Source organism: Rothia nasimurium (genome assembly GCF_928382285.1).
In the GTDB taxonomy this organism is placed as follows: domain Bacteria; phylum Actinomycetota; class Actinomycetes; order Actinomycetales; family Micrococcaceae; genus Rothia; species Rothia nasimurium_E.
Genome location: NZ_CAKMSS010000001.1, coordinates 583,788 through 610,071, shown reverse-complemented (window position 1 = coordinate 610,071; position 26,284 = coordinate 583,788). Strand labels below are relative to the sequence as shown.

Below are 26,284 nucleotides of genomic sequence, written 5' to 3'. Positions count from 1 at the left end.
GGAGCACAGAAGCCTTGACCTGCCGAGTACGCCAAGGAGCTCACGGTTGAGCCGGGTAGCCAAGGATTTCGGCGGACCACCCCTTAGGGTAGGGACCGCCGACTACAGGCGAGACCACTGGTGCGGCAGGGGCATACGAACACAAGGAGAGTGAACGCTGATGAGCAGCGAACAGTCCGAGGTTGTAGAAAACCTCGAAGAAACCCAGGCTGCAGAAGCTACCGCAGCCGCTGAACAGGTTACCGAAGTAAGCACCGAGGTGGAAGAGACCCAGGCCAAGGGCCCCGAAGCGAAGGCCGTTGCGCAGGCTGAAGAAACCGAGCCTGCCGAAGAAGCCACAGAAGAGACAGCAGAAACTGAGACAGAGTCTGCAGAAGCAGAAGAAGCCCCCGCCGAAACCGCTGAAGAGCCTGCCGCTCCTCAGAAGAGCCTGCGTGAGCTCAAGGAAGAAGAGCTAGCCCAGGTCAACGCCGCTGTGAGCTCAAACAATCTGCTGTTCTACTCGCCCAACATGGACGAAATCATGGAGCAGCTGCGGGCCGAAAAGGAAGCCCGCCGTGAGGCCGAAGAAGCTGAGCGCCGTGAGCGCCGCCTGGCTGACCTTGACCCCGAAATCACCTCCCACCGCCGCCGTCGCCGCCGCCGCGGGGACGCCGACCTGGAATTTGAAGGCGGTACCGAGGGCGACCCCGAGGACACCATTGTTAAGGTGCGCGCCCCCCGCCTGTCTGACTCCCACAGCACCAACCGGGTTACCGGCGTCCGCGGCTCAACCCGCCTGGAAGCCAAGCGCATCCGCCGCCGCGAAACCCGCGCCACCGGCCGCCGCCGCCAAATCATTACCGAAGCTGAGTTCCTGGCCCGCCGCGAGTCCGTCGACCGCCAGATGTTGGTACGCCAGAAGGACGACCGCATCCAGATTGGCGTACTCGAAGACGGCATTTTGGCCGAGCACTTTGTGTCCAAGACCCAGCAGGACTCCCTGATTGGCAATGTCTACCTGGGCAAGGTACAGAACGTTCTGCCCTCCATGGAAGCTGCCTTCGTCGATATTGGCCGCGGCCGCAACGCCGTTCTCTACGCTGGCGAAGTTAACTGGGACGTCACCGGCCTAGACGGTGCCCCCCGCAAGATCGAAAACGCCCTCAAGGCTGGCGACTCGGTCCTGGTGCAGGTCACCAAAGACCCCGTCGGCCACAAGGGCGCCCGCCTGACCAGCCAGGTCTCCCTGCCCGGCCGCTACCTTGTCTACGTGCCCGGTGGCTCCATGACCGGTATCTCCCGCAAGCTGCCCGACGTTGAGCGTCAGCGCCTGAAGAAGATCCTCAAGGACCGCCTGCCCGAGGACGCGGGCGTCATCGTCCGCACCGCTGCAGAAGGCGCCAGCGAAGAAGAACTGAGCAACGACATCAACCGCCTGCGCGTACAGTGGGAAGAAATCAAGGCCAAGAGCGAATCCCGCAAGGTGCTGGCCCCCGAACTGCTCTACCAGGAACCCGACCTGACCATCAAGACCGTGCGCGATGTCTTCAACGAAGACTTCACCTCCATGATGGTGCAGGGCACCGACGCCTGGGACTCCATCGAAGCCTACGTCACCTACGTTGCCCCCGATCTGCTGGATCGCCTGAAGAAGTGGGAAGAGGACGACGACCTCTTTGACCACTACCGTATTGAAGAGCAGCTGGCTAAGGCCCTGGATCGCAAGGTCTACCTGCCCTCCGGCGGCTCCCTGGTCATCGACCGCACCGAAGCCATGACCGTGGTGGACGTGAACACCGGCAAGTTCACCGGCTCCGGCGGCAACCTGGAAGAGACCGTCACCAAGAACAACCTGGAAGCAGCCGAAGAAATCGTGCGCCAGCTGCGCCTGCGTGACATCGGCGGGATTGTTGTCATCGATTTCATCGACATGGTGCTTGAATCCAACCGAGAGCTGGTCCTGCGCCGCCTGGTAGAGTGCCTGGGCCGTGACCGCACCAAGCACCAGGTTGCCGAAGTAACCTCCCTGGGTCTGGTGCAGATGACCCGCAAGCGCATGGGCACCGGCCTGCTCGAAGTCTTCTCAGAATCCTGCGAAGCCTGCGCCGGCCGCGGCATTCTCGTGCACGACCAGCCCCTCAAGGGCCGCTCCGGCGGCGCTAGCGACTTCATCCACCGCGCCGAACGCGATGACCGCAAGCGCTATCGCAACCAGAAGACCCAGAACCGCCGCGACTTCACCGAGGTTGACGAAGAGACCGAGCAGAAGACCGAGGCCCGCAAGGCTGCCCTGGCCAACATCGTTGCCGCCAGCGCCCACCACGAGGACGAGCAGGGCGAGACCGAGTCCAAGTCAGCCCGTAAGCGCAAGCGTCGCAAGCGCAACCGCCGCGCCGAGGCCGGCCTGGACCTGGAGAACCAGCAGAATCAGGACGCCCGCGGCGAGCAGGTGCTCACCATCGGCGACGAGGTCATTGAGCTGCCCACCGGGGCGGACGCCGACACCGAAGAGAGCATGGGGGAGCAGGGCTCCTTCACCCTCGAATCCCTGGCTGCCGTCTTTGACTCCGATGCTGAGAACGAGACCGAAGGGTCTTCCGAGGAACGCTCAAAGGGCCGTCACCAGTCCAAGCGCCGGGGCGGTAAGAAGCGCGAAGAGATTTCAGCAGATGACTTCTCAGCCAACTCCGACGCGTCTATGGACGTAGACCCCGAAGCTGACTCCCGCTTCACCCAGAACTCATCCCGACTCGACGCCATCCGCGCAGGCGAAGCCCGCGCCCGAGCCTCCCAGAAGGCCGGACGCGACTACGAGCCGCGCGAGGGTGAAGAGGCAGCAAACTCAGGTGAGCGCACCGGCCGCAAGGATCGTACCGACCGTGCAGACCGCACCGATCGCCGAGGCGCCCGGAACCAGGACGAGTCAGGTAAGGGCCGTACTCGCAGGCCCCGCCGCGCCTCAAGCTCCGACGTCAAGTACGTCGCCCCCATCGAGGTCGTAGCTGACCCGGCCGTCACCGGCGTTGCCACCCCCGGCAAGAAAACTGAGGTAGCACCCGAAACTCCGGTTGAGGCGTCCGCACCCGCAGCTGCTCCCAGCGAAGCACCCCGCAAGAAGCGCCGCTCCCGCCGCGCCGTCAGCTCAGGTGCAGGCTCCACCGAAGTACGTACCGAAGAGGTCAGGGCCGCAAGTGGTAGTTCCGTGGTAGCTAGCATCGACCAGGCAGCCAAGCCCGCAGCATCCAGCGATGACGCCCCCGTCATGCTCGGCGTCGGCGTCTCAGCTGCAGAGATCAAGCGGGCAGGTAAGTAAGAAGGTGATGAAAGGTAAATCAGGCTCGCAGCGAAGCTGCTGGCTCGGCGGCTGGCGTGAATCGCTTGTGAGCGAAGCGAACCAGCGAGAGGGTCGGCAGCGAGCGCGAGCCTGATTTACCGTCACCCGTACCCCTTACTACACCCTGAGGGGTTCACCACATATCTTGCTCAGCACCGGCTCACCACGTAAACTGGTGAGTCGGTGCTGTTTCCACAAGCAAGCGTTAGCGTGGACTCAGCTAGGCATATTCCACATGGAATAAGGCCACACCATCTCAAAACGACAGAACCTGAAACCGCCCGGTACGTACTGAGCAAACCGGGTCACCACCTTGCTGTTGAGCCCGAGTTCCTTTCAGGAAGACCCGTTTTGAACCATTAAAATGACGTCAAGAAGAAGTGAGTTCCCAAGTGGCATACGCAATTGTCCGCGCTGGCGGCCGCCAGGAAAAGGTCTCAGTTGGAGACCTGGTTACCCTTGACCGCGTCGCTGGCGAGCCCGGTAGCACCATTGAGCTGCCCGTGCTGATGCTGGTTGACGGCGACAAGGTCACCGTTGATGCAAAGTCCCTGGCTTCAGCCAAGGTCACCGCAGAAAAGATCGAAGACCTCCGCGGTCCCAAGATCGTTATTCAGAAGTACAAGAACAAGACCGGTTACAAGAAGCGTCAGGGCTTCCGCGCCGAACTGACCACCGTTAAGATCACCGCGATCAACGCATAAGTTCAGCTTAGACTGGTTTTACCCCAACATTCTTTGACCTAAGGTAGGCATCAATGGCACATAAGAAGGGCGCAAGCTCCACCCGCAACGGCCGTGACTCAAACCCCCAGTACCTCGGTGTTAAGCGCTACGGCGGCGAGACCGTCAACGCAGGCGAAATCCTCGTTCGTCAGCGCGGCACCCACTTCCACCCCGGCAACAACGTAGGCCGCGGTGGCGACGACACCCTGTTCGCTCTGGCAGCAGGCAAGGTCGAATTCGGTACCCGCAAGGGCCGCAAGGTAGTCAACATCCTTGCAGCCGCTGAGTAAGGTCTAAACACCTCACCTCAGTAGAAGGGCGATTACGGGGCAACTCGTAATCGCCCTTTTGCGTACCTCACCTGCGCAAAGCCGCCCAAGGAGCGTCCGGCCACAGACCGGCACCGGGGCGACCCTGTAGACTAGATAACCAAACCAAACTTTTTTGAAGGAGCTTGCACTCGTGGCAGAATTTGTAGATCGCGTGGTCCTACACGTAACCGGTGGGCACGGTGGGCACGGCTGTGTCTCGGTTCGCCGTGAGAAGTTTAAGCCCCTCGGCGGCCCCAACGGCGGTAACGGCGGCAAGGGCGGCGACGTCATCCTACGCGTCGATGCCCAGACCACCACCCTGCTTGAATACCACCACAGCCCCCACCAGAGCGCCCCCAACGGCGACATCGGCCGCGGCGATATGTCCCACGGCTTCAACGGCCAGGATCTGATCCTGCCCGTTCCCCAGGGCACCGTCGTCAAGGACCGTGACGGTAACGTACTGGCCGACCTGGTTCGCATCGGTGATGAATTCGTCGCAGCAGAAGGCGGTATCGGCGGTAAGGGCAACGCAGCCCTAGCTTCCACCAAGCGCAAGGCCCCCGGCTTTGCCCTGCTCGGTATTCCCGGCTCCACCCGCGATATCGTGCTGGAACTCAAATCCATTGCAGATGTCGCGCTGGTGGGCTACCCCTCAGCCGGTAAGTCCTCCCTCATTGCAGCAATTTCTGCGGCCCGCCCCAAGATCGCTGACTACCCTTTCACCACCCTGATTCCCAACCTGGGTGTGGTGCAGGCGGGCGATACCCGCTACACCGTAGCGGATGTTCCCGGCCTGATTGAGGGCGCCTCTGAAGGTAAGGGCCTGGGCCACCGCTTCCTGCGCCACGTGGAGCGCTCCAGCGCCCTGGTGCACGTGATTGACTGCGCTACCCTAGAGCCCAACCGTGACCCCATCAGCGACTTCGACGTGATTCGTGGGGAACTTGAAAACTACGAGGTTGACCCCACCGCCGGCGTCACCGTGCCCCTCAACGAGCGCCCCCAGATTATCGTGCTCAACAAGATTGACGTGCCCGAAGCGCGCGAGCTGGCTGAGTTCGTCCGCCCCATGTTTGAAGAGCGCGGCTACCGCGTCTTTGAAATCTCAACCGCCTCCCACGAGGGCCTCAAGCAGCTGACCTTCGCCATGGCTGAGCTGGTTGAGGCAGACCGTAAGGATCGCAAGAAGAGCAAGAGCGCCCCCGCAGAAGACGTTGCAGTGGTCAAGCCCAAGGGCTTCCGCTCCAAGAAGCGCCAGGAATTCATCATCCGCAAGGAAGAGCGCAACCTTGAGCCCCTCTTCCGCGTCATTGGTGAGAAGCCTGAGCGCTGGATCAAGCAGACCGACTTCAACAACGACGAAGCCGTGGGCTACCTGGCTGACCGCCTCAACCGCCTGGGCGTTGAAGATGAGCTCTTCAAGGCCGGTGCTGTTGCCGGTGATGCCGTGGTGATCGGTGAAGAAGTTGATGCCGTGGTCTTTGACTGGGAGCCCACCATGGTCGGCGGCGCCGAGCTACTCTCATCCCCGCGCGGTACCGATGCCCGTCTTGAGGAAATCATTCGCCCCACCCGTGCCCAGCGCAAGGCTGAGTTCCACGAGCGTATGGACGCCAAGGCTGAGGCCCGTGCCGAGCTTGAGGCTGAGCGCGTGGCGGGTATCTGGACCGAGTCTGTCGACGAGGCCCGCGCCGCTAAGGCCAAGGCAGCTAAGGCTGAAAAGCGGGCTGCCAAGCGCGCGGCAGAGGAAGAGTAAGAGGGGATAGGGCGATCTTCTTCGCCCCGCTCTTATTTCACTATGTGTAAGGAGTCGCCCCGGGTAGTGTGCCCGGGGCGACTCTGCTGTATATTCATAGAAGCTAAAGTTAACACTTTAAGGGAGCTAATCAATTGGATTTGAAGGACGCCTTCCAGGCCAGCGCTGAGTCACGCGGCAAGCACCGCCGCAGCCCCATCATCGAACGCTCCGACATGCCACGGGCCAAGCGGATCGTGGTGAAGGTGGGCTCTTCGTCCCTGACCTCCATTGAGAACTCCCTGGACGAGCTGGCTATCGCCACTATCTCCGACGTGCTGGCTAAGAAGAAAAAAGAGCACCCCTCTATTGAGTTGGTCTTTGTGTCCTCGGGTGCTATTGCTGCCGGCCTGGCTCCGCTGGGCCTATCGCGCCGTCCTAAAGATTTGGCAACCCAGCAGGCGGCGGCGTCCGTCGGCCAGTCCCTGCTGATGAGCCGCTACACCGATATCTTTACCCGCTACGGCGTTACCGTTTCCCAGGTACTGCTGACCGCCGAAGACCTCATGGCCCGGGACCGCTACCAGAACGCCCACCGCCAGTTAGAGCGCCTGCTCGATTTGGGGGTCATGCCCATTATCAACGAGAACGATGCGGTAGCTACCCGCGAAATCCGCTTCGGCGATAACGACCGTATCGCAGCCCTTGTGGCCCACACCGTCAAAGCCGACGCCCTGCTTCTACTCTCTGATGTGGATGCCCTCTACACCCGCCACCCCGACCAGGGTGGCGAGCGTGTGAGCAGCGTGCGCAACGAAGCTGACCTGGCGGGCCTGTCGATTGGGTCGGTGGGGTCTGCCGGTGTGGGCTCCGGTGGTATGGTGACGAAGGTGAAGGCTGCCCAGGTGGCGGCGGCGTCCGGAATTCCCGCCCTGGTGACCAGCGCGGCTCACGCCCGCGCCGCTTTTGCCGGTGAGGACGTCGGCACCTGGTTCTACGCCACCGGCGAGCGCCGCCCGGTGCAGACCCTCTGGCTGGAGCATCTGGCCGATATTGAGGGCTCAATTACCGTGGATGCGGGCGCTGCTGCTGCCCTGCGCCGCCGTCGTTCTTTGCTGGCAGCCGGTGTGCTGGGTGTTCAGGGCTCCTTTGAGGGTGGTAGCCCCGTGGCGATTGTTGATGAGGGCGGCGAAGTGCTGGCTCATGCCCTGAGTTCTTATACTGCCGGTGAGACCGCCCAGATGGTGGGTCTGCACACCGAGCAGATTCAGCGCACCATGGGGGAGACCTACGACGGTACGGTAGCGCACGCCGATAATATTGCGCTGGTGGGCCCCTCCCAGTAGTAATCACCGGCCCCAGTAATACTGGGCCCTTGCGCGGGTGCGCCGGTAGGATAGTTTCAAGGTTGTTCAACCCCCTATACATAAGGAGATGCTCATGGGCGAGCAGGTACACGTGAGTGACGATGTGATGCGGCAGGTCACCGATATGGCGGTGGATGCCCGTATCGCCTCCCGCCGTCTGGCCAAGGCCGATACCCGCTGGAAGAACCGGGCCCTGCTGGCCGTTGCCGATTCACTCGAAAAGCATTCGGCGGTGATTATCGAGCAGAACGCCCAGGATCTTGAACGGGAGCGGGAAGCCGGTATGAGCGAGGCCATGCTGGACCGCCTGCGCTTGACCGAGCACCGGGTGGTTGAGCTTGCGGACGCCCTGCGTGAGCTGGTTGCCCTACCCGACCCGGTGGGGGAGCTGGTGCGCGGTTCAACCCTGCCGAACGGCCTGCGGATGCAGCAGGTGCGGGTGCCCCTGGGCGTGGTGGGCGCTATCTATGAGGCCCGCCCCAACGTAACGGTTGATATCGCTGGCTTAGCTATTAAGGCAGGTAACGCGGTGATGCTGCGCGGCGGTTCAGCTGCTGCCAAGAGCAACCAGGTGATTGTTCGTATTATCCGTGATGCCCTGCACGCTACCGGCCTGCCCATTGACTCTGTGCAGTCGGTGGACGAGTTTGGCCGTGAGGGCGCTGCAGCCCTGATGCTGGCCCGCGGGTATATCGATGTGCTGATTCCGCGGGGTGGTCGCAGCCTGATTCAGTCGGTGGTGCAGAACGCTAAGGTGCCGGTGATTGAGACCGGTGAGGGCAACTGCCACATCTTCCTCGACGTCACCGCTGATCCGGCAAAGTCAGCTGAGATTCTGGTCAACGCTAAGACCCAGCGGCCGGGTACCTGCAATACCGTAGAAACCCTGCTCCTGGCCGAGGGCGCGAAAGCCGCCCCGGGCGTCCTTGCGGCCCTGGCTAAAGCGGGGGTTACCCTGCATGCGGACGCCGCAACCCGCGCTATCCTGCCCGAGGGCGTAGACGCGGTAGAGGCAACCGAGGAAGACTGGGCCACCGAGTACGGCTCCCTGGACCTAGCTGTTAAGACCGTACCCGATGTGCGCGCCGCTATTGCCCACATCCGCGAATACTCCACCGGCCACTCCGAGGCGATTCTGACCAACGATATCGCTAATGCCGAGAAGTTTATTCGCGACGTTGACTCCGCGGCAGTGTACGTGAACGCCTCGACCCGGTTTACGGACGGCGGCCAGTTCGGCCTGGGCGCTGAGGTCGGCATCTCGACCCAGAAACTGCACGCTCGCGGCCCCATGGGCCTAGAACAGCTCACCACCACCAAGTGGATCGTGCGCGGCGACTGGCACAGCCGCGACTAAAAGCAGAAAAATCGCACCTGCTACCGGGTAAAGTCCCGCTCATAGAGCGCGAAACCCGGTAGCATGGTAATAAACCCATACTTTGACCGCACTGGCGCGGCCACACACCGCCCAGCCTCGAAAGGTACACACACATGTTTTCATCTGTACTTGCATCAGGCGCCACCGTACTTGCCTCAGAAGAAGGTAGCCACCAGCTCGAACTGCTCGGCATGCCCACCTACTGGTTCGCCATCATCGGCTTCATCTTCTTCGGCCTGCTCTTCCTGATTACCATCTCATTCTCAGGCCGCGGCGTTGTACGCCCCGACCACGCAGCAGACCACCTCTCCCACGAAGAGACCGAGGCCCTGCGCGACTACCAGAGCAAGCACAAGCGCTAAACTTTTCTCCACCACACTTCGGCGCGGTGCCCGCACCACCCCGGTAACCGGGGGAGCGGGCCCGCGCCGAAGCCGTACATACAGAAGCGAGCAGGAGACCCGTGATTCGTCCCGCCCATGAAATCCGACGTGAGCTCGGTATCCCCGAACCCGACCCCGCCACCACCCGCGTGGGGGTCATGGGTGGCACCTTCGACCCCATCCACCACGGGCACCTGGTTGCGGCCAGCGAAGTCGCTGCCGTGCTCAGCCTCGACGAAGTAATTTTCGTGCCCACCGGCAACCCCTGGCAGAAGGCCAACAAACAGGTCACCGCCCCCGAACACCGCTACCTGATGACGGTGATTGCCACCGCTTCCAACCCCCGCTTCACCGTGAGCCGGGTCGACATTGACCGCCAGGGCCCCACCTTCACCATCGACACCCTCACCGACCTGCGAGCCGAGCGCCCCAACGACGAGCTCTTCTTCATTACCGGTGCCGACGCCATGAGCCAAATTACCACCTGGAAAGACGCCCACAAGATGTGGGACCTCGCCACCTTCGTGGCGGTCACCCGCCCCGGGCATGAACTGACCGTGCCCGAAGAGGCGCAGGGGCGCGTCCGCGTCATCGAAATCCCGGCTATGGCTATCTCATCGACCGACATCCGCGACCGTGCCCGCAATGACCTGCCTGTCTGGTACCTGGTGCCCGACGGGGTAGTGCAGTACATCAATAAATACAGCCTCTACACCGGCGACGACACTGGCACCCCGAGCAGCGGCTACGTAGCTGGCCTGCCCCGGCTGAAATAAAACCAAAGACCACCTCAGCTAAGAACCTTCACCACCTGTCTGGCTTGGTAGCATTAACCACAAGAACCAGGCATCCCACTCAAGGAAACACTGTGAGCACACGACCCGATCAGGCCGCGGACGGCCAGAATGACGAGACCCCCGCCTACCTCACCGAAAGCTACGTCACCGAGGGCGGGCTAGAAATCCCGCCCCCGACCCGCCCCATGGGCCCGCGCCGTCTAACCCGCTACTACGAAGAGGTCGCTGAATACCTGCGCGCCCTGCAACGGGGGGATGAAGAGCTGCCCGAGGTGCCCATGTTTATGGGTGCCATCGAGGGTGTAGAGGTAGAGCAGGACGCCGCCCGCTCCCTGGTTGACCTGTCGCAGATGGGCAGCATCAGCACCGGTGAGGGCGAGAAGCTCGACGTAGATTTCGATAACACCCGCGCCACCGTGGTTGAAGACCCCCTGGCCCACATTGATCAGCAGGTTCTCGGTGCTGACTACTCTGAGCCGGCTGAAGCTACCGAGCAGGTAGACTTCGCCGCTGCCGCCGGCGAAATCACCGGTGAAAGCGACTTCGTGAACGTTGGCGAGCTGCAGGTAGAAGAGGCCGAGACTACTGAAGAAGCGGGTGACGTGGCAGCTGCTGAGAGCCCTGAGACAGAAGAGCCTGAGGCCGAGGAACCCGTCGTCACCACAAACCCTGAGGCAATTGCCGCTATCATCGCCCGCGCCCAGGCCAAGGACGATGAATATAGGGCAACCCACCTCGAAGAAGAAGCCCAAGCGGAGCTCGCCGAAGACACCCAGGGCGGGCCCGTCACCGAACTCTTTACCGCCGGCCAGCACACCCCGGACCTGCCCGCCCCCGTCCGCGCGGTTGATGCCCAGGGCCTTGACCTTACCGAAATCGACAGCGCCGATGTGACTGACCCAGCCGCCAGTACCCTAGCCAGTGACAGTGACGGTACGGTAGACTCTGATAGTTCTGAAGAAACTGCCGAGGCCCCCGAAGGGTACACCTACGAGCCGCAGGCAGAAGAGGACGAAGAGACCACCGAGTCTGCACCTGAGACCCCGGCGGCGGCTCCCGGCCCCGACCAGGAAGAAGACGCTCAGCGCTTTAACTTCGCAGGCACCGTCAAACAGACGGACGAAGCCCCCTCCGGCGACCTTGCCGAAGTGGAACAAGAAGCAGCAGCAACCTACAGCCCAGAAACATCAGAGGGGCGATCCACCGGCGCAATCGTAGCCGTCGTGGGCCTCCTGCTTCTCGTGCTTGTACTGGCCACCGTGTGGTTCCTTTTCTTCAGTTAAAGATTTAGTTGAATGAGACCCCAAAAGGTTTGGGGAATGATTTGCTCGGAAAGGGCGAAATGACTGCAGCTGCAGAGTCTATTGAAGCGTTGAAGGTAGCCGCACGCGCGGCCGACGACATGCAGGGAACCAACCTGCTGGCCGTCGACGCTTCTGACATTATGGGTTTGATTGACGGCTTCCTGGTCGTCTCAGCCCACAACGAACGCCTGGTCAACGCAATTGTTGACGAGGTTGAAGATAAGCTCCGTGAAGAACTGGGCCTCAAGCCCCTGCGCCGCGAAGGCCGCGCAGAAGGCCGCTGGGTACTCCTGGACTTCGGCGACATCGTAGTGCACGTACAGCACGAAGAAGACCGCGCCTTCTACGCCCTCGACCGCCTCTGGGGCGACGCCCCCCGCATCGACCTGGGCCTAGACAGCGAAGCCGGTGACGTCGACACCGAAGGCGCCGAAGCTGACTTCGAGATCATCACTCCCGAAGCGGACCTGATGAACCAGCGCGAAGATTAGAAGCTTAGCGTAAGAGGGGTTGCGCAGGCTCGTGCTCGCTGCCGACCCTCTCGCTGGTTCGCTTCGCTCACAAGCGATTCACGCCAGCCGCCGAGCCAGCAGCTTCGCTGCGAGCCTGCTCCACCCAACTTCCCTGCGTTAGGGGAGTAGGGTGGAGCATTTTTGGACAGGGGGTTGAACAGCCCATAAATATTGTGTGATGCAGTTCATAGGCGTTGGTGGGGTCTCGATTTGCATGAGCCCTTGTGGGTGCCATAAGATAGAACAGTCGCCGCGAGAGCGGGGAATAAATGAATAAGGGGCTATGGCGCAGTTGGTAGCGCGTCTGCATGGCATGCAGAAGGTCAGGGGTTCGAATCCCCTTAGCTCCACGGGGGTATGGCGCAGTTGGTAGCGCGTCTGCATGGCATGCAGAAGGTCAGGGGTTCGAATCCCCTTACCTCCACCATCAAGACCGTTCCTGTGAAAGTTTCACAGGGGCGGTCTTTTTTGCTTAAGGGTAGAACTAGGGTGGGCGCTCGGGTTGAGGGTGGGTGGTGACAAGGAGGGTGTTTTAAGTCATAGAAACTATTGACTTTCGATAGGTGGCTATTGATAATCGATACATGGATACATTTGCACGGCGAATCCTCATCGCCACACTCACCCTATTCATCGTCGTCCTCTTCCTCGGCCAGCTCCTTGTGCCCATCGCAGCCAATGAATCAGCCGAGGTCCACCCCGAGGTGCTCCACCTTGTAACCCCCTACTCAACCCTAGGAATAGCCTCCCTGCTCTGCTTTCAGCTAGCTGCCGTCCTGCTGTGCAAGCTACTGGGAAAGAGCGCCACACCCGGCTTCTGGAATGGCGTCACCCGGGCTCTTATTCAGGCGGTGGGGGCGCTCTGCGTCCTGGGCTTTGTTATCCCTGCTGGGGTGGCGATACACTTGTGTGTCACGATGAATGCCGGCGGCGTGCTCATTCTGCTTGGCCTAGTGATGTCAATTCTGGCCGCAATCGGGTTTATTTGCGTCACCTGTTTAGCGGTCCGCACCTATGATAAGGCCCGCACCGAGCATGAAGAATTGGAGGCCGTCATTTGATCAAGGTCAAGCTCAATGTGTTGCTTGCCGAACGGGGTATGAGCGTCAACGAATTCGCGGAGGCTGTTGGCATTACCCCAGCTAATATCGCTGTACTGAAAAATGGGCGTGCGAAAGCGATACGCTTCACCACTCTCGAAAGCATTTGCAAGGTACTCGACTGTAGTGTGAGCGACGTTCTCGAATTCGTGGACGACGAAGGGCCAGCTAGCTTCGAGCGGTAGAGCACCGGAGAAGTAACTAGGCAGGAGGCTCGACCTAAAGAGTCACATCTCGAAGGGCCCAGGAGTTCTTTAGATCCTCAAGCCCTGTGAAACCTTGGGGCTGGGTACACCACGGATAGGGCTATAGGGAGTAGAGCCGTCTCTGGTTCTCTCGCAGAACCGGGGCAAAGTCCTCACCGCGCTCAGCCGAAATGCGCTCGACAAGCCGGCGCAGGCGTCCGCCCACCTCTTGCGCAAAAAGCTGGACGTCAAGCACATCGGTAGGCTGCTCGGGTAGGTCCGTCTCCAACAGCAGGCGGTCTGCGGGCACCTGGCGGACGTACGCCCGTCCGCGCTTGCTCTCAACCATCTGCGGATGAACCGAAATGCACCCACCTGCCCTCACCAGCCGAGTCAGCTCGTCACTTGTGCCCCCAAACCTGTGAACCACCGGGATAAGAGGGGAGCTGGGCACATCAAGTTCCTCAAAAAGGTCAAGCATCGCCGTTGTTGCGCGGACGGCGTGCAAAGAGAGCACATAGGGCTTCTCGGCAGGTTGCCCGGCAGTAGCCTGGAGAACCGCACTCATAAGACGGCGCAGGGCCCCTAGCTGCAGGTCGGCAGGGGAGGTCTCCAGACGGCGGGGCGAAAAATCTAGCCCAATTTCACCAATCAACCGGGTACTCGTCACCTCAGCCTCAAAAATCTCAAGCTCAGCCTCAACCTGGGCAGGTGAGACCATCTGCCAGGGGTGAAAACCAAGAGATAGCAGGGGGCCAGCTGGGGGAGTAGTTTCCCGAAGTTGCCGGTAGGCTGAGGGCTTCAGAGTCTGGGCAACCACCTGGATGCCCTGGGCCCGCAGTGCCTCGTCAAACGCTGGACGAAGCGCCGGGGCCAGGAAGTCATAGTGAAAGTGGGTATCAAGCAGCATGTTAGCGGCGCTGAGGCAGGCGCTGACCCGCGGCGTCCTTCTCTCCCGCCTGGGAACCAAGATAGGGAGGTGCCGGAATCTCTTCCATACCGGCGAGCTGGCGAATCACCTTACCCGCCAACATCTGCCCCATAATCGGGGGCATGTAGCTCATCGACCCCAGAGTCTCACCCTTAGCCTTTGCCCCGGGGACCTTCTCCACCTTGAAGGGCAGCTCGGTGGAAAAGAGCACCTCAAGCCCGTAAATCTGGCGCTTGCGGCACTCGGAGCGAATCACCTTAGACATAGAGCAGTTGTAGGTGCGGCGGATATTAGCGAACTGCAGCATGGTTGGGTCAAGCCGGTTGGCAGCTCCCATGGAGGCCACCAGATTTAGACCCCGCTCAGCGGCCCACTGGTAGACGGCCAGCTTCTGGGTGATGGTGTCGATGCAGTCAATGACGTAGTCGGGGCGGGGAAACTTATCCAGGGTCTCAGCCAGGTTATCGGGGGTGAGGAAGACCCGTTCAGCGGTGACGGTACAGTCGGGCTGGATCTCCTTGATCATGGCCTCCATGACCTCAGCCTTAACCTTGCCCAGGGTGGAGGTAAAGGCCAGGGCCTGCCGGTTGATGTTGCTTTCTTCTACAACGTCGCGGTCCAGCACAATCAGGTTGCCTACGCCACCGCGGGCCAGGGCCTCAGCACAGGCAGAACCAACGCCGCCAAGACCCAGCACCATGACGGTGGCGTCCTGAAGTTTCTGCAGGCCCTCGTTCTTAAAAAGTAGCCTCAACCGGGCAAAACGTTCGCTCTCAACACCCACGGGGTCTCCTCGAAAAGTCAGTGTGTCTAACCTGGTCATTATGCCACACGGGTGGGGCCAGGGTGTGTGCGTGATGGGTTGAGGTCTTGAGCTGCAGATAACCCAGTCGGTAGGATTGAGGTATGACCACCAACCAATCATCTGTTGTTCAAGCTGACGTGGAACAGGTGACAGCTGTAGACCTCGCCGATGAATACGCTAGAGCTCATCGGGAATGGGTAGAGTCCGGTGAAGAAGATGTGTGGGGTCAGACTTCAGGAGACGGCCTTGTATGAGACAGAGCGACGTCTGTGAATACTAGATTTATTGCTTCGTTTCAGGTGCTCTTGGCCCAGGACGAAACCGGCCTATCTACCGACTCAAAAGCCCAAACAGAACTTATAAGAACAGTATCTGTGGATCGTATTGGCGACTATATTGGTACCTTATCGAGAAATAAAGTTTGGGAACTAGATGAGGCTTTGAAAGTTCATTTGAATCTGTAAGTGGTCAGCTCAGGGCAGAGGTGCTGGTATTTGAAAACAGGTAATGCACGTTTCTCGGAGGAACTTTAGTGACGATTTATCACATAGCTTTGCCCGAAGAATGGGAACAAGCGCAGAAACTTAAGGTGTGGGTTCATTCGACGCGTGGAGTGAGTATCAACGAGCAGGGATTCTTGCATGCTTGCGCGGATATGGATCAGGTAAAGCGAGTTTCAGACTTCATCTATGGTGACAGGCCAGATATTCTCGTCCTTGAAATCGACCCCCGTAAATTAGAGTCTGCTGGGTTCACTGTTCGATGGGAACCAGCAGACCCTTCTAATCCTAGTTCCGAGTTGTTTCCGCATGTATATGGAGGACACCTACCCCTGTACCTGTTCAAAGTTCTTCATCTCAAGTAGTTAGTACAAGCACATCCAAAGGTTGGTGGCACGCGAAAGTGCGTCATATCGCTGAGCGTGCACCTGCCAGGTGCACGGTGGGCGATATGACGCACTTTCGGTGGGTGAATCGAGTGGCCTTAGTTCTTGGGGACGGGCGGGCCCGCCAGCAGGAGCACCACAAAGAGCAGAACCACAAAGGCGAGGAGAAGGACGCTCGCGAGCGCAGGCTTGGCTAGAACCCAGGCCTGGGCTTTTTCGAACGGGCCGGACGGTGTCGCCCCGCCAGGTGCCAGACGCCAGCCGCCGCGCAGTAGGCCCCGCTTATCGAGGAAAAGCTCAAAGGGAACCGTCGCAAAGGGAATCACCGACAGAAGCAGACCGGCGATGCCCACGGGAGCCTTCCACTGCTGGTTTACCCAGGTAAAGACAGTCACAACGCAGTAGCTCAGAAAAACAAACCCGTGAATACCACCGGCAATCGGCACAATATTGGTCACGCCGGTACCCCGCAGAATCAGGGCCGTAATGAGCAGAGCCCAGGTGATCATCTCAGCGGTGGCAAACGTACGGAAGAGCGCCCGAGGGGTGGGCTTAGAATCTGGTCGCATGGGGCCTTTCAGAGTGAATGGAAGATAGACAGCAAAGGGTTTATCACCGCTACCTACTGTACAGGTTTACCGCAGGTGGGGGCAGGGTACTAAGCTTGGGATCATGACCCACAAAATCTTTGACATGCCCCTGGCTGAGGTCTGGCCCCACTACCTGGCCAAGGTAGAGCGTAAGGGGCAAGATGTCGCCCTGGTTGAGACAGTCACCTGCTGGCTCACCGGCTACAGCCGGCCCGACCTGGCCCGCCACCTTGAGGTGCGGACGTCCTTCCGCGACTTCTTCGCCTCAGCCCAGCTTAACCCCGCCGTGCACCTGATTACCGGCTCCATCTGTGGCTACAAGGTGCAGGAGATCGAAGACCCCCTCATGCAGCAGATTCGCTACCTCGACAAACTCGTTGACGAGGTAGCCAAGGGGCGTCCGCTCGAAAAAATCCTGCGAACCCTACCCTAATCCTGCTGAGGGGCCAGTACCAGCGCCTCGCCCAGCGCCTCATCTAAGAGGGGCAGGGCCTGCTCGTACTCGGCAAAGGCGGTGGCGGCGTCCGAAATTTTACCCTCAGCATCAAACATTGCGCGGCTCAACTTGATATTCACCGCCGCGGGTATCAGCACCAGGCCGTAGTTCGGGCAGATCAGCTCAAACTGCGCAGCTGACTTGAGACCCGCCCCAAAACCATAGGACACCACCGCAACCGGCTTACCCTTCCATTCAGCAAACAGGTAGTCCATGGCATTCTTCAACACAGCCGGCAGACCACCGTTGTATTCAGGCAGGGCCACCACAAAACCGTCAAACCCAGAAACCAGCTCAGACCAGTCACGAGTGTGCTGGTGCTGGTAGGGAACCCCCGACTTGGGTGAGGCAGGCTCGTCGAAGAAGGGCAGATTCTGCTCTGCCAAATCAATCATCTCGTAGGTGCGATTGCCCAGAGCCGCCAGACGCTCCTGCGCCCAAGCGCCGACCACAGGGCTGATGCGGGTAGGGCGGGTAGAACCAAGAATAATGCCGATACGAGCCATGAAAACTCCTCAAACTAGATAGGGCGGTCTACCCCAGTCTACGGCGCACAGGCCCGTTGAGGAGCAGCGGGCGCCGTGTGGGTTACCATAGCGAGAAAGACCACCCACGAAAGGCCCCCATGACCACCATCGTCCTCTTCCATCACGCTGCGGGGCTGACGGAGGGCGTCCGCGCGCTCGCTGACCGCCTGGCTCAAGCTGGCCACTTGGTGCTCACCCCGGACCTCTACGACGGGCACCGCTTTACCACAATCGACGAGGCATGGCCTTCTACCAGCAGCTCACCCACGAGCAGGTACTGGCCCGCGCGCAGGATGCCCTAGCGACACTCACCGGGCCCTTCGTGGTGGCCGGGGTATCTCTCGGGGCCATGGTCGCCCAAACCCTGGCCCAGACGGACGCCCGCGCCCAGGGCCTGCTCGCCCTGGAGGGCTTCGTTGACCCCAGCTACCTGCCCGGTGCCCTACCGGATTCTTTTCCGGTAGCAATTCACGGCGGGGACGCAGATACCTGGTTCGCCGAGGATGCCCCGGCCGCGCTCGCCTACACCCGGGCATCGGCCACCGCCCAGTATGACCGCTACGAGGGGGCCGACCACCTCTTTACTGATGCCAGCTGGCCCACCTATGTGCCCGAGCAAGCTAACCTGGTGGTTGAGCGGGCCCTAGCCTGGCTAGCTACCTTGCCCGAGCACGCCCGAGAGGGCTTTAGTCTGCCCGCAGCAGATACGGTAGGGGAGTATGGGAACCCCGGTCCGCTCAGAAATCAGTTGGTAAAAGCGCTCGTCAGCGGGAAGAAGACGGCAACCTCTTCCCTGTACCGGCACTATCTAGACGAGGGTGAAGATCTGCCCACTGTTGGGCAGAGGGAACTGGTGATTGATTCTGCGGGTAGGCCCGTCTGCCTACTCGAAACACGTCGGGTAGATGTGGTGCGAGCCCAGGACGTTACCGATGACTTCGTTCGAGCCGAAGGTGAAGGCTTTGATACTTGGGACGAATGGTGGAGCGCCCACCAGAGTTTCTGGTCAGAGGGAGATGAGGGCATACTCGTAACTCCTGAAGACCTGGTGGTTTGCCAGTGGCTTAGGCTCATAGCCCTATAAAGGGCATGGTGGTTCAAAAGAGGTCGTCGTGTGTTCCTGTTCGTAGGAAGTAGGCGTGAGTTTTGCTTGTTCTCCAGATTAGAAGCCAGTCACCGGCATTTGCCACGTGGCATTCTTTTGCGCCTGCCCAGTTACCTTTCAGAGTGTGCATTCGGTGGCGACGTCGCAGTTCTTCCATGGAATCCGGTGAATTTTCCAAAATCAGCTCAGTGACAGATTTCAGATGCTCAAGATTAACCCGTTTTTTCTGAAGCTTTTTAATATCTCGTGCGAAAGCTGGCGTGTATTCGGGGAGAAGCACGATTAGATTCCTAGGTCATCAAACATGTCCTGGGCATTCTTAAATCTACTGGTACCCTCCTTTTCCATCGCGAGTGAATCAGAAATGGCTTCCTGGGTTTCTGCGTTGGGTTGGGGGTATTCCAGGGTGAGCGGTATGCGCTGCTCGCGTACTACCTGGCGGTAGAAGGCACGGGTGATGGACGATAGGTCTAAACCAAAATCTTCGGCAATACGGGCTGCTTCGCGCTTGGTTGCTTCGTCAACTCGTACAGTTACAGTCGAAGTTGTCATACAAATACACTCCTTTGTCGTACAACCAGTCTATGCCTTCCATGCTCCGCCAGAAACCCCTAGTGCCCTGCAAAGACCATGAGAGCAGCGACCAGAATAAAGAGGGAGCCAAAGACCCGGTTCAGTATCGTCTGCCCGCGCTCCGAGTGTGATAGCCTGGTCAGGGACTTGGCAACCACAGCAAAACCACCCCACATGACCACAATATCGATGGCCACCATAGTGCCCGCTAGCACCAGATACTGGGGCAGCTGTGGGGCATCGGGGCGCACAAACTGGGGCATGAAAGCCAGAATAAAAACAATGGCCTTGGGGTTGGACATATTCACCCAGAAGCCCCGATTAAAAAGAGCCAGGGGAGTACCCGGGGCCAGGCGCCTGCTCACGCGGGTGCGGCGTCCTTGCCCCTGCGGAGCGGACGCGCCCGCCCCGCTTTCTGCCTCGTCGCGGGCTTGCTGCGGGGTTTGAGGGCGGGCAAGAATCATGCGTAACCCGAGGTAGACCAGGTAGGCAGCCCCACCGTAGCGAATTACATCGAAAAGTACCGGCGAATTAGCGACCACTACGCCCAGGCCAGCAGCCACAATAGCAATCTGAACCACCAGGGCCAGCTGCTGCCCCATGACCGTGAAAAAGGCTTTCTTCCAGCCGTGCAGCAGGGAGGTGGTCATGGTGTTCACCGCACCTGCTCCTGGGGTCAGCGAAATCACCAAGCAGGCAGCGACGAGGGAAAGCCAAAGGGTAAGGGTCATAGCTCCTCATAGTAGCGAAAACCCTACAGCACAGAGAAGGCTGCTTCACACAGTGAATTCCGGGGCAAGAACTCTGAACCCTGCCGTACCTCAGTAAACTAAAACTCATGAACACCCACCAGCAGCGCGGCGTCCTCTGGGCCCTGGCCCTCACCCAGGTCTTTGGCACCATCGGGGTGGGTGCAGCTCCCTCCATCGGCGTGCTCCTGGCCAGCGAGGTCACCCAGAACGAGGCACTGGCAGGGATTGCCCGCACCAGCCGCCGTACCGCCCTCACCACCGGCTGGGCCACTGCAAGCATCGGCGCCACCCTGCTAGCCTTCGCCGCCTCCACCACCAGCATCACCCTGGTAGCCCTGGGCCTACTCCTCATGGGGGCAGGCTCCGCCGCCGCCCTCCAAGCCCGCTTCGCAGCGACCGACCACGCCACCGACGCCAACCGCGGTTCAGCCCTCAGCTTCATCGTCTGGGTGGGTACCATAGGCTCCATCCTCGGCCCTAACATTGGCACCCCTGCCGCCGCGCTCGCGCCATCCCTGGGCACCAACCTTTACAGTGCAGCCTTTGCCCTGGCGGCAATCGCTGCCCTGGCTTCGGGATTTATTATGGCAGCGACATCGTTCCCGGCCCTGGCCTGTATTTCGGCCTTGGCACTGCTGCCCTCATTCGTTCTTAACCGGTCGGTCTCTGGGCGGGGTCGGTAGCAGCGAGGGACGGGCGATGAGCCCGCTAGCGGGTCAGCAGCTTGTGGAGCTTGCGCACCGCGATTCGACCAGCCCGGTTAGCCCCCACCGTCGATTGGCTGGGGCCGTAGCCGATAAGGTGCAGACGGGGCTGGGTGGCTACCTGGGTACCGTCCATCTGAATAGCGCCCAGCTCGTTGCGCAGACCCAGCGGGTCAAGGTGGGCGAGCGCCGGTTTAAACCCGGTAGCCCACAGGATAGCGTCAAGGTCGGTGTGGCTGCCGTCAGCCTCAATCACGCCGGTTGCGTCGATGCTGCCGAACATGGGGCGGCGGTTCAGGGCGCCGCGGGCTTTGGCGGCCCTGGCGTAGGGCGTCCACCCCAGGCCGGTGTAGCTGACGACCGACCCGGTGGGGATCCCAGCCTCAGCGTCGGCGGTGACGCGGGCTACCACGTCGCGCCCGTACTCGGTGTTGAACTCGGTGTTGCGGAAGACCGGTTCGCGCCGGGTGTACCAGAAGGTGGTGGCAACCCGCGAGATTTCCTCAAGCTGCTGCACCGCTGAAATACCGCCGCCCACAATCGCGACCCGCTGGCCGGCGAAGTCCTCGAGCTGCAGGTAGTCGCGGGTGTGAAGTTGCCGCCCCTGAAAGGACGCCTGCCCCGGGTAGGCTGGCAAGACGGGGTTATTCCAGGTGCCGGTGGCATTGATAATCGCTGCTGCCTGCCAGGTGCCGTTGGTGGTGGCGAGTTCGAAGGGGAGGTCGGGGTTGCCGGTTGCGGTAACGGCAAGGACGGCGACCGGCCGGGCGATAGCCAGTTCTTGGGCTGCCTCGAAGTCGGCGAAATAGGAGGGGATAGCCCGTTTGCTGGGCTCGGTCAGCTCTACATGGGGCCGGGGAAAGTCAGGGAGGTCAAAGATGTTGTTGACGGTGGCCATGGTTAGGGAGTCCCAGCGGTGGCGCCAGGCGCCGCCGGGCCCTTCAGCTGCATCGAAGGTGATGTAGGTGAGTGGGGCTGTGGGGTGGGTCAGGGCATTGGCGTAGCCGCGCTGGGCTAGGTGGTAGCTGGCTGATAGGCCGGCCTGTCCGCCGCCGATTACGATGACGGTGGCCTGGCGGATCATATGATTCATAGGTGCTCTTCCGCTTGAATGGCGATAGTGTGCGGGCTGGTCAGCATAGTCTGTCTCAACCCGCAGGGTGGTGGGCTACGTGAAGTAAGTAAGGCGTTACAGTTCTAAAAACTCATCCAGGGGCATGCTGGCAATGAGGTGCGGTGTGCCCGAGCCATCGGGAGCGAAGATGAGGGTCCAGCCTGCGTCTGGATAGAAACCGTAGGCTTTATCGAATTTACCCTGGTGGGAAAAAAGGACGGTGTTGGTTCCCGCAGGTGGGGGAGTGACGGTGCGGTTACGCAGGCCCTGGAGTGAGGCTTCAAGTTCTTGGTCATCGGTGAAGTTGAGGGAGCCGGTTAGGTCGCGGTTGATTTCAACCGGCACGTCCATGGCCTGATCAGCGTGCTGGTAGACAAAATAGTATTCGCTGGAGAGGGCGCTAGAAACCGGGATCCCTAACTCCTCATATTTTGCCGCAAGCTCGCTCATGCGCTCGATGCTGGACTCGGAAATGCGCTGACCGTCATCGATGAAACCTGCAGGTGCTGGTGAGGGATTGGACGGACGTATCGCCCCGGTGTACCGGTGCACAATCACGAGCCCTCCTTCGGCAAGCTGCTGGGTAAGATTGCTGGGTGTTTCTGGTGATGTATCGCCCAGGTTATCGCTGGTGGCTGTAACTAGTTCGGTGCCAGCCGAACTGGTCGCGGTGTCTGTGTTACTCTCTGGTGAGCGATTTGAGGTGGCCGTAGTGCTGCTCTGGCTCTGTGCTGTACCGGTGGGTTCTGCTGCCTGCGGTGAACTGCAGGCCGCTAGTGTGAGTAGAGCCAGGGTTGCTATTGCTGGTTTGATGGGTTTCATCTCTTCTCCTTTGAAGATACGTGCTGAAACCCAGTCTAAAACTCAATTACTTTCAATATCAAGTAATATGACATTGGGTGAGACGCAGCTCCGTGAATAGCAGCGCATGCCGTACGATATAACAATCACGTAGCGGCATCGCCCGGTGGCAAGGACGCCACCACCGCCCCACCTGCCCCAGGGCAGGGGAGCTGGTAGGGGCGTCCGCACCGTTTACCGCACAGCACCAGAAAGAACCTCACCATGGCCCAGTTTGCCCCGCAGCCCTCCATCACCCTACGTTTTCTCGCAGCACCCACCGACGTCATCATCGCAGGCTCAGCCGGCGTACACGGCGGACGCGTGCTCGAATGGATCGACAAAGCCGCCTACGCCTGCGCCGCCGGCTGGTCGGGCACCTACTGCGTCACCGCCTATGTGGGGCATATTCACTTCACCCGCCCCATCCCCTCGGGGCACATGGTCGAGGTGCGCTCCCGCATTGTCTACACCGGCCGCTCCACCATGCATATCGTTAACGAAGTGCTCTCCGCTGACCCCAGGGACGGCAACTTCACCCGCGCCTGCGACTGCCTGGTCATCTTCGTTGCCATGGGCGAAGACCGCAAACCTACCCCTGTTACTCCTTACGTGCCCGTGACCGACGAGGAGAAGCGGGTGCAGCAGGCGGCGCTCTCTCGCGTGGAACTCCGCAAGGCCATTGAAGCCGAAATGACTTCTCAGACCTACACGAGCGCGTCCACCGCACCTGAAGTCACCCACCGCTTCCTGGCTAAGCCCACCGACGTGAACTGGGGCGGGAATGTGCACGGTGGCACCGCCATGGAATGGATTGACGAAGCAGCCACCAGCGTCACTATGGCCTGGAGTGGCGAGCGCACTGTCGCTGTTTACGCCGGTGGAATTCGCTTCTACCAGCCGGTTCATATCGGGGACCTGGTGGAAGTGACCGCCCGCCTGGTCCGTACCGATGCGCGGTCCATGGGTGTGATGGTGCACCTGCGCGCCGGTAACCCGAGGGAACGCCACGACCAGCTACCCCTAGCTATCCATGCCTCTATGACCTACATGGCAACCGATCTTGACGGCCAGCCGCTACCGGCCCGCCCCTTCACGCCCACTACCGATGAAGATAAGGCCCTTCACGCCCACGTGGCTCGTCTGCGAGCCCTGCGCGCTGAATATGAGCCCATGCCCCTGGTGGCACCCCAGCAGGCAACCGTTAAGATGACCGACTAAAACAAAAAGGAGCCCCGCACCGTGACGGTGCGGGGCCCCTTGTCGTTGGGGGCGGCGGGGTTTATTCGATGCCGCAGTTGACGGCGTCCAGGCCCAGGTCGAACACAACCTCGTTCAGTGCAGACTCAAAGGTAGCTGCATCAGAGGCATTGACAGCGTCGATAGCGGTGGTCAGTGAAGCCCGCATCTCTTCGGTAGGAGCGTTGTCGCGAAGCTTGGTCAGCGAAGCCAGGTAACCATCTAAGGTGGTGGCATCCTGCTGGATACCATCAGAGGCAACCAGGAACTCATCGAGAGCAACACAGTAGGGGGAGGCGGGGTCAAGGGCAGCGGTGGTTGCCGCATCGGAGGCCAGGGCGGACGCCTCGTCGGCAGCTGCCGATGCCTCTTCACTCACCTCTTCGGTAGCCAGGGCGCTAGCAGAGGACGAGCTTGCAACGGCAGCCGATGACTCGTAGGCAGCTGCGGACTTGGCAACCTCGTTGAGCCCAGCAAGCATGAGAATAGCGAAAATGATGCCGCTGATCAGGCTGATGAAGCCCACGACGATACCGGCAATGGCCAGGCCGCGGCCCTTCTCGCCGGTGCGCTTAATCTGGTTCAGGGCAACAAAGCCAAGCACGATACCGACGATATTCACCAGAAAACCAAAAACGAGGCTGAGAATCGCTAGGGTGTTGGTCTTCTCGGTCTGGGGGGCCTGCTGCTGGTAGGGGTTGGTGTTGTAATTGGGGGCGGGGTAGGAGGAAGGCGTCTGTTCGCTCATGTCAATCTACTCGTTTCAGGTGTGCGGTGGGGGCAGGGCCTGGGCGCCCTACTCCCAGTATTTTATCAGCGGACTGATAGAGAGGCCGGGAGCGCAGCCCCCTGTCACCACTCATCGGCCCGGCATCTCACTCGGTGGACGTGCCGCCCCACCTAGGCCCCTTATCGCCCGTGAGATACTAGAGGGGTGCCCACATCTAGTACCCACCACCTCACCCAGCTCGTGCCCCTCGATTCACTGAGTGCAGGCGCAGCAACCGCCCTTGACCGGCTTATCATCGCAGACGCCGTCTCCGCATCCAGCCCCGACGGCGCTACTACCGGGGACGTGCTCGTCCTCGATGACCCCACCGGCGCCCTAACCTTCTGGGCCCTAGCGCACACCGCTCCCGGCAACCACCGGGTGATCAGCCGGCAACGCTCCTACACAGACGCCCTGACCCTGCACCGCACTCTCACAGAAAACGCTCCGGACGCCGCCGCCCGCCTTATCCTTGCAGGGCTCGATCAAAACGGGGAAGTAGATTCCTCAACTTTCAGTCTCTATGAGGCTCTCGCCACTCACCGCTTCAACGGTGCCATCGCTCTGGGCCACCTACCCAAGAGTCACGCCGCGCTCGCCGACCTCGCCCATGATTTAGCGCGGTATCAGGCTGAGCAGGGGAGCGAGACTACCCTGATTCTGGGTGGCAATACCAAGCACATGAGTACCAGCTTCAATCAGACTCTGGGCCGCAGCTTCGGGCAGGTGCGAGGTCTGCGGGGTAAGGGCAAGCACCGCTGCCTGTTCGCTACAGCGCCGGCCCCGGCATCTGAAGCCCCTCGCCCCGCCGGGCCCCTACAGGCTGTCGGTGGCGTGTTCTCAGGTGGCAAGCCCGACCGGGGCGGCCAATTGCTGGCCACCAACGTCCTCACTGCCCTGGCGAAGCATGCCCCTGCCCGCCCGCTGACCCTGGTTGATCTAGGGTGCGGTAACGGGTCGGTGACCCTCGAAGTTCTAGAGCACCTGCCTGCCGGGGTGGAGGTTACCCGGGTCTGGGCTACCGACCTCGATGTGGACGCTGCCCGGTCAGCTGCCCTTAACCTGGGGCAGGACGCCCGGGTTCAGGTGAGCTGGGACGACGCCGGTTCCCGCCTGCCCCAGGGGGTAGCCGACATCGTCATGCTCAACCCGCCCTTTCACACCGGAACCGCGGTTGACCTTAGCCTGGTGGGCCCGCTGCTTGATGCTGCCCTGCGCCTGTTGACTCCCGGTGGGCAGCTCTACCTGGTGCATAACTCACACGCTCGCTACCGGCCGCAGGTTGAAGAGCGCTTTGAACAGGTGCGGCAGCTTGAGCGCACCCCCACCTTTACCGTTCTTACAGCCCGAATGCCCAATCTTCAGGAGAACCAATGACCATCAAAATTATTGCTATCGGCAAGAAACACGAAAAGTGGGTCAAGGACGGCATCGACCGCTACGAAACCCGCCTCCGCAAGCCCTGGGATATTACTTGGCAGTACCTGCCCCACTCGTCCCTGGCAGAAGAAGCTGCCCGAGCTGAGGAGTCCCGCCGCATTCTTGAAAAGGTCGATCGCGATGACTACCTGGTGCTGCTTGATGAGCGCGGTAAGATGCTGAGCTCTCCTGCCCTGGCTCGCCTGCTGGAAGCCCAGCTGGGCTTTAAGAAGGTGGTGCTGGTGATTGGTGGGGCCTACGGGGTGGACGATTCGGTGCGAGCCCGCGCCAATACCGTCTGGAGCCTCTCGGAGCTGGTCTTCCCCCACCAGCTGGTGCGCCTCATTATTACTGAGCAGATTTACCGGGCCGGTGAAATTGCCGCCGGCCGCCCCTACCATCACGTGTAGGGTGGAAA

31 protein-coding genes and 2 tRNA genes are annotated in these 26,284 nt (G+C 60.7%); 23 read left to right on the top strand and 10 right to left on the bottom strand.

Features of this window, described 5'->3' with window-relative positions; translation table 11 throughout:
- Window positions 1–160: 160 nt before the first annotated feature.
- The 14 genes from L6758_RS02640 (at window position 161) to L6758_RS02575 (ending at window position 13,116) form a co-directional block, all read left to right on the top strand.
- Window positions 161–3,295 carry an Rne/Rng family ribonuclease gene (locus L6758_RS02640; RefSeq protein WP_237205320.1) on the top strand — a complete coding sequence of 1,045 codons (3,135 nt, stop codon included), beginning with the start codon at window positions 161–163 and terminating at the stop codon, window positions 3,293–3,295.
- A 413-nt stretch (window positions 3,296–3,708) separates the two neighbouring features.
- Complete coding sequence (gene rplU, locus L6758_RS02635) at window positions 3,709–4,020, top strand: 50S ribosomal protein L21 (protein WP_135013897.1); 312 nt, start codon at window positions 3,709–3,711, stop codon at window positions 4,018–4,020.
- A gap of 53 nt (window positions 4,021–4,073) precedes the next feature.
- Window positions 4,074–4,331, top strand: a complete 258-nt coding sequence (gene rpmA / locus L6758_RS02630; RefSeq protein ID WP_135013898.1) for a 50S ribosomal protein L27 — start codon at window positions 4,074–4,076, stop codon at window positions 4,329–4,331.
- A gap of 172 nt (window positions 4,332–4,503) precedes the next feature.
- Complete coding sequence (gene obgE, locus L6758_RS02625; RefSeq protein WP_237205319.1) at window positions 4,504–6,111, top strand: GTPase ObgE; 1,608 nt, start codon at window positions 4,504–4,506, stop codon at window positions 6,109–6,111.
- A 215-nt stretch (window positions 6,112–6,326) separates the two neighbouring features.
- Window positions 6,327–7,436 (top strand): glutamate 5-kinase, encoded by a 1,110-nt coding sequence (gene proB / locus L6758_RS02620; protein ID WP_237205360.1) that lies wholly within the window; start codon window positions 6,327–6,329, stop codon window positions 7,434–7,436.
- 94 nt (window positions 7,437–7,530) lie between these two features.
- Window positions 7,531–8,814 carry a glutamate-5-semialdehyde dehydrogenase gene (locus L6758_RS02615; RefSeq protein ID WP_237205318.1) on the top strand — a complete coding sequence of 428 codons (1,284 nt, stop codon included), beginning with the start codon at window positions 7,531–7,533 and terminating at the stop codon, window positions 8,812–8,814.
- Between the two features lie 134 nt (window positions 8,815–8,948).
- Window positions 8,949–9,197, top strand: a complete 249-nt coding sequence (locus tag L6758_RS02610; RefSeq protein ID WP_237205317.1) for a hypothetical protein — start codon at window positions 8,949–8,951, stop codon at window positions 9,195–9,197.
- A gap of 101 nt (window positions 9,198–9,298) precedes the next feature.
- Entirely contained in the window at window positions 9,299–9,994 is a 696-nt protein-coding gene (nadD, locus tag L6758_RS02605) for a nicotinate-nucleotide adenylyltransferase (RefSeq protein ID WP_423817178.1), read from the top strand.
- Between the two features lie 92 nt (window positions 9,995–10,086).
- On the top strand, window positions 10,087–11,298 hold the full coding sequence (locus tag L6758_RS02600; protein WP_237205316.1) for a hypothetical protein: 1,212 nt from the start codon (window positions 10,087–10,089) through the stop codon (window positions 11,296–11,298).
- A 59-nt stretch (window positions 11,299–11,357) separates the two neighbouring features.
- Window positions 11,358–11,810 carry a ribosome silencing factor gene (rsfS, locus tag L6758_RS02595; protein WP_185174617.1) on the top strand — a complete coding sequence of 151 codons (453 nt, stop codon included), beginning with the start codon at window positions 11,358–11,360 and terminating at the stop codon, window positions 11,808–11,810.
- Window positions 11,811–12,108: 298 nt separating this feature from the next.
- A tRNA-Ala gene (locus L6758_RS02590) sits at window positions 12,109–12,181 on the top strand.
- 1 nt (window position 12,182) lies between these two features.
- Window positions 12,183–12,258, top strand: a tRNA-Ala gene (locus tag L6758_RS02585).
- 157 nt (window positions 12,259–12,415) lie between these two features.
- Window positions 12,416–12,892, top strand: coding sequence for a DUF2975 domain-containing protein (locus L6758_RS02580; protein WP_237193970.1), 477 nt, complete (start codon window positions 12,416–12,418; stop codon window positions 12,890–12,892).
- Window positions 12,889–13,116, top strand: coding sequence for a helix-turn-helix domain-containing protein (locus L6758_RS02575; protein ID WP_272878551.1), 228 nt, complete (start codon window positions 12,889–12,891; stop codon window positions 13,114–13,116). Before L6758_RS02580 ends, L6758_RS02575 begins: the two co-directional genes overlap by 4 nt.
- A gap of 121 nt (window positions 13,117–13,237) precedes the next feature.
- Here L6758_RS02575 and L6758_RS02570 read toward each other — a convergent pair whose 3' ends face one another.
- A complete protein-coding gene (locus L6758_RS02570) occupies window positions 13,238–14,026 on the bottom strand; it encodes a TatD family hydrolase (RefSeq protein WP_237205315.1) in 789 nt (262 codons plus the stop codon).
- Window position 14,027: 1 nt separating this feature from the next.
- Entirely contained in the window at window positions 14,028–14,831 is an 804-nt protein-coding gene (locus L6758_RS02565) for a tRNA threonylcarbamoyladenosine dehydratase (protein WP_237205314.1), read from the bottom strand.
- A 290-nt stretch (window positions 14,832–15,121) separates the two neighbouring features.
- Here L6758_RS02565 and L6758_RS11090 point away from each other — a divergent pair, with 290 nt between their 5' ends.
- Together L6758_RS11090 and L6758_RS11085 are read left to right on the top strand one after the other, a co-directional pair.
- A complete protein-coding gene (locus L6758_RS11090; protein ID WP_237205313.1) occupies window positions 15,122–15,316 on the top strand; it encodes a type II toxin-antitoxin system PemK/MazF family toxin in 195 nt (64 codons plus the stop codon).
- Between the two features lie 68 nt (window positions 15,317–15,384).
- On the top strand, window positions 15,385–15,717 hold the full coding sequence (locus L6758_RS11085; RefSeq protein ID WP_369126951.1) for a DUF952 domain-containing protein: 333 nt from the start codon (window positions 15,385–15,387) through the stop codon (window positions 15,715–15,717).
- A 119-nt stretch (window positions 15,718–15,836) separates the two neighbouring features.
- On the opposite strand, the gene L6758_RS02560 is transcribed toward L6758_RS11085, so the two are convergent.
- Window positions 15,837–16,307 carry a DUF3817 domain-containing protein gene (locus L6758_RS02560; RefSeq protein ID WP_237205312.1) on the bottom strand — a complete coding sequence of 157 codons (471 nt, stop codon included), beginning with the start codon at window positions 16,305–16,307 and terminating at the stop codon, window positions 15,837–15,839.
- 103 nt (window positions 16,308–16,410) lie between these two features.
- On the opposite strand from L6758_RS02560, the gene L6758_RS02555 reads away from it, so the two are divergent.
- On the top strand, window positions 16,411–16,761 hold the full coding sequence (locus L6758_RS02555; protein ID WP_237205311.1) for a DUF2200 domain-containing protein: 351 nt from the start codon (window positions 16,411–16,413) through the stop codon (window positions 16,759–16,761).
- On the opposite strand, the gene L6758_RS02550 is transcribed toward L6758_RS02555, so the two are convergent.
- The gene (locus L6758_RS02550) at window positions 16,758–17,330 is read right to left on the bottom strand and encodes an NADPH-dependent FMN reductase (protein WP_237205310.1); all 573 of its coding nucleotides are present in this window, start codon (window positions 17,328–17,330) and stop codon (window positions 16,758–16,760) included. The genes L6758_RS02555 and L6758_RS02550 overlap by 4 nt on opposite strands.
- A 77-nt stretch (window positions 17,331–17,407) precedes the next feature.
- On the opposite strand from L6758_RS02550, the gene L6758_RS11080 reads away from it, so the two are divergent.
- Together L6758_RS11080 and L6758_RS10980 are read left to right on the top strand one after the other, a co-directional pair.
- Complete coding sequence (locus tag L6758_RS11080; RefSeq protein ID WP_369126950.1) at window positions 17,408–17,653, top strand: dienelactone hydrolase family protein; 246 nt, start codon at window positions 17,408–17,410, stop codon at window positions 17,651–17,653.
- Window positions 17,593–18,435: an ASCH domain-containing protein gene (locus L6758_RS10980; RefSeq protein WP_272878735.1), complete on the top strand. Its 843-nt coding sequence runs from the start codon at window positions 17,593–17,595 to the stop codon at window positions 18,433–18,435. The genes L6758_RS11080 and L6758_RS10980 overlap by 61 nt, the downstream gene beginning before the upstream one ends.
- A gap of 13 nt (window positions 18,436–18,448) precedes the next feature.
- On the opposite strand, the gene L6758_RS11075 is transcribed toward L6758_RS10980, so the two are convergent.
- From L6758_RS11075 to L6758_RS02530, 3 genes are read right to left on the bottom strand one after another with little or no spacing between them, the layout of a single operon-like run.
- On the bottom strand, window positions 18,449–18,736 hold the full coding sequence (locus L6758_RS11075; RefSeq protein WP_237193952.1) for a type II toxin-antitoxin system RelE/ParE family toxin: 288 nt from the start codon (window positions 18,734–18,736) through the stop codon (window positions 18,449–18,451).
- A gap of 2 nt (window positions 18,737–18,738) precedes the next feature.
- Entirely contained in the window at window positions 18,739–19,008 is a 270-nt protein-coding gene (locus L6758_RS02535; RefSeq protein ID WP_237187896.1) for a type II toxin-antitoxin system RelB/DinJ family antitoxin, read from the bottom strand.
- Between the two features lie 59 nt (window positions 19,009–19,067).
- Entirely contained in the window at window positions 19,068–19,760 is a 693-nt protein-coding gene (locus L6758_RS02530) for a LysE family transporter (protein ID WP_237205309.1), read from the bottom strand.
- A gap of 107 nt (window positions 19,761–19,867) precedes the next feature.
- Between L6758_RS02530 and L6758_RS02525 the strand changes: the two genes are divergently transcribed.
- On the top strand, window positions 19,868–20,464 hold the full coding sequence (locus L6758_RS02525; RefSeq protein WP_237205308.1) for a hypothetical protein: 597 nt from the start codon (window positions 19,868–19,870) through the stop codon (window positions 20,462–20,464).
- Window positions 20,465–20,489: 25 nt separating this feature from the next.
- On the opposite strand, the gene L6758_RS02520 is transcribed toward L6758_RS02525, so the two are convergent.
- Window positions 20,490–21,578, bottom strand: coding sequence for an NAD(P)-binding domain-containing protein (locus L6758_RS02520; protein ID WP_237205307.1), 1,089 nt, complete (start codon window positions 21,576–21,578; stop codon window positions 20,490–20,492).
- Between the two features lie 96 nt (window positions 21,579–21,674).
- Complete coding sequence (locus L6758_RS02515) at window positions 21,675–22,421, bottom strand: hypothetical protein (protein WP_237205306.1); 747 nt, start codon at window positions 22,419–22,421, stop codon at window positions 21,675–21,677.
- 243 nt (window positions 22,422–22,664) lie between these two features.
- Between L6758_RS02515 and L6758_RS02510 the strand changes: the two genes are divergently transcribed.
- On the top strand, window positions 22,665–23,660 hold the full coding sequence (locus L6758_RS02510) for an acyl-CoA thioesterase (RefSeq protein WP_237199364.1): 996 nt from the start codon (window positions 22,665–22,667) through the stop codon (window positions 23,658–23,660).
- A 61-nt stretch (window positions 23,661–23,721) separates the two neighbouring features.
- Here the strand turns inward: L6758_RS02510 and L6758_RS02505 are convergent, their stop codons facing one another.
- Complete coding sequence (locus L6758_RS02505; protein ID WP_237193939.1) at window positions 23,722–24,426, bottom strand: DUF4190 domain-containing protein; 705 nt, start codon at window positions 24,424–24,426, stop codon at window positions 23,722–23,724.
- 186 nt (window positions 24,427–24,612) lie between these two features.
- On the opposite strand from L6758_RS02505, the gene L6758_RS02500 reads away from it, so the two are divergent.
- Entirely contained in the window at window positions 24,613–25,824 is a 1,212-nt protein-coding gene (locus tag L6758_RS02500; RefSeq protein ID WP_237205305.1) for a class I SAM-dependent methyltransferase, read from the top strand.
- Entirely contained in the window at window positions 25,821–26,276 is a 456-nt protein-coding gene (locus tag L6758_RS02495) for a 23S rRNA (pseudouridine(1915)-N(3))-methyltransferase RlmH (RefSeq protein WP_237205304.1), read from the top strand. The genes L6758_RS02500 and L6758_RS02495 overlap by 4 nt, the downstream gene beginning before the upstream one ends.
- The last annotated feature ends 8 nt before the right edge of the window (window positions 26,277–26,284 follow it).